The following is a 2,585-nucleotide window of genomic DNA, read 5'->3' on the forward strand; positions in this document are numbered from 1 at the left end:
TGCGCGTTTCGCGGGATCGTGAGCACGGATTTCAGCGCATCGTGAGCAACGATTTCAGAGGATCGTGAGCAGCGATTTCAGGCGATCGTGAGCACCGTTTGGCGGTGCCGGACGCTTCGGCCGACAACTCAACCGGGCTACGGGTTTCTCATTCAACCAATGAGGAAGCCTGATGCCTACCGAGAGATTGTCGATGCGCCGGATCCGAGAAGTTCTACGTTTGAGGCACCAGGGCCTGACCGAGCGCGTCATCGCGCGGACGTTGGGAGTGAGCAATGGGGTCGTGCATGGCTACGTGCGTCGCGCCCGCCTTGCGGGACTGACCTGGCCGCTGCCGGAGGGTCTGGACGACGAGGGCGTGGAGCTGTTGCTGTTCCCGGCGCCGACGGCGGCCTCGCAAAGCGACCGGCGCCCGTCACCGGATTGGGCTTATGTGGAGAAGGAGCTGCGCCGCCGCAGCGTGACGCGCCTGCTGTTGTGGGAAGAGTATCGCGCCGCCAATCCGGACGGCTTTGGCTATACCTGGTTTTGCACGACCTTCGAGGCCTGGAAGCAGCGGGCGCGGCCGAGCATGCGCCAGACCCACGTCGGCGGGGAGAAGGTGTTCGTCGATTTCGCCGGCGACACCATCGACATCTTCGATCCCATCACCGGCGAAGTGCGCGCCATAAAGCTGTTCGTCGCGGCGATGGGGGCCTCGAACTTCACCTACGCCGAGGCCTGCCCGAGCGAGAGCCTGTCCGACTGGATCGGCGTGCATGCCAACCTGTTCCGGTTTCTCGGCGGCGTGCCGAAGTTCGTGGTCTGCGATAATCTCAAGGCCGCCGTGACCAACCCCGATCGCTACGATCCCGGGATCAACCGCACCTATGCCGAGATGGCCGGCCATTACGGCACCGCGATCCTGGCGGCCCGGCCGAGGCGGCCAAAGGACAAGGCCAAGGTTGAGGTCGCCGTCCAGATCGCACAGCGCTGGATCCTGGCCCGCCTGCGCAATCAGCGTTTCTTTTCCCTGGCGGAGCTCAATACCGCCATCCGCGGCCTCGTCGTCGAACTCAATGCCCGCCAGATGCGCGGTTTCGGCTCCAGCCGTGCCGAACTATTCGCCGAGATCGATCGTCCCAGGTTGGGAGAACTGCCGGACCAGCCCTACGTCTTTGCGCGCTGGAAGCGTTGCCGCGTCGCTCCCGATTATCACGTCGAGATCGACGGCCATTGGTATTCCACCCCTTACCGCCTGATCCGTGAACTCGTCGATGTCCGCATCGCCGACAAGACCGTCGAGGTCTTCCACAAGGGACAGAGGATCGCCAGCCACGCCCTTGCGCCCAACCGGCGTGGCCACACCACCATCGCCGATCATATGCCGAGCGCGCACCGCCGCTACGGCAAATGGACACCGGGAGGGCTGATCGCCGCCGGCGAGAAGATCGGTCCATCGACCGCGGCGTTCTTCCAGGTCGTCATCGAGGCCCGGCCGCACCCCGAGCAAGGCTTTCGCACCTGCCTCGGTATCCTGTCGCTGGCCAGAAGCTACGACAATGCGCGCGTCGATGCGGCCTGCCGACGCGGTATCCTGATCAAGGCTCGCTCCGTCGCCTCGATCCGTTCGATCCTCAAGAGCGGCCTCGATCGCGCTTTCCTCGACGAGACGTCCGACCACCAGCCCCTGCGCCACGGCAACATCCGCGGTCAGGGCTATTTCCACTGAACCATGGAGACCCCAATGCTGACACACCCCACCCATGAACGGCTGATCACGCTCGGCTTGACCGGAATGGCCAAAGCCCTCGAGGAGCAGCGACGATCACCTGATCTCGATGCTCTGCCGTTCGAGGAGCGCATCGGGCTTCTCGTCGATCGCGAAGCCGCCGAGCGCGACACCAAACGTCTCACGACCCGCCTCAAGTTCGCCGCGCTGCGCCAGAGCGCATGCGTGGAAGACGTCGATTTGCGCACGCCACGCGGCATCGACCGCGCCGTCTTCGCTAGACTCGTCGGCGGGGACTGGATCACCCGCAACGAGAACCTGCTCATCACAGGGGCAACCGGGCTCGGCAAGAGCTGGATTGCCTGCGCCCTCGGCCACAAAGCCTGCCGCGACAATCGTTCGGTCCAGTATCACCGCGTTCCGCGCCTGTTCGAGGCGCTCGCCCTGGCTCGCGGCGACGGCCGATATGGTCGCCTGCTCAAGACCATCAGCCGCGTTCAACTCCTGATCCTCGATGACTGGGGCCTTTCGGTTCTTAATCCGCCCGAACGGCGCGACCTTCTGGAGATCCTCGATGATCGCCACGGTCGCGCCTCCACCATCGTCACCAGCCAGGTCCCCGTCGAACATTGGCACGACGTTATCGGCGACCCAACCCTCGGCGACGCCATCCTGGATCGTCTCGTTCACAACGCTCACCGCCTTCAACTCACCGGAGAAAGCATGCGAAAGCAGAACGCCCGCAATCAAACTCTTGACGCCAACTCAAACCCCTGAACCAATCACCATGTCGGTCAAAGCCACTGCTCACGATCGCGCGAAATACCTGCTCACCATCGCGTGAAATCGTTGCTCACCATCAGCGAAATGCGCA

General features: G+C 63.8%; 2 protein-coding genes. Both read left to right on the forward strand.

Annotation, left to right across the window (positions count from 1 at the left end; all coding sequences use genetic code 11):
• Window positions 1–172 precede the first annotated feature (172 nt).
• Window positions 173–1,711, forward strand: coding sequence for an IS21 family transposase (gene istA, locus V4558_17080; GenBank protein MES2307216.1), 1,539 nt, complete (start codon window positions 173–175; stop codon window positions 1,709–1,711).
• A 15-nt stretch (window positions 1,712–1,726) separates the two neighbouring features.
• The gene (gene istB / locus V4558_17085) at window positions 1,727–2,488 is read left to right on the forward strand and encodes an IS21-like element helper ATPase IstB (GenBank protein MES2307217.1); all 762 of its coding nucleotides are present in this window, start codon (window positions 1,727–1,729) and stop codon (window positions 2,486–2,488) included.
• The last annotated feature ends 97 nt before the right edge of the window (window positions 2,489–2,585 follow it).

The sequence above is a fragment of the Gemmatimonadota bacterium genome (assembly GCA_040388535.1).
Classification (GTDB): Bacteria; Gemmatimonadota; Gemmatimonadetes; order Gemmatimonadales; family GWC2-71-9; genus Palsa-1233.

Bases quoted from the DNA above. Each gene is read 5' to 3' on its own strand.
- istA (MES2307216.1), top strand. From the start codon at position 173: ATGCCTACCGAGAGATTGTCGATGCGCCGGATCCGAGAAGTTCTACGT.
- istB (MES2307217.1), top strand. From the start codon at position 1,727: ATGCTGACACACCCCACCCATGAACGGCTGATCACGCTCGGCTTGACC.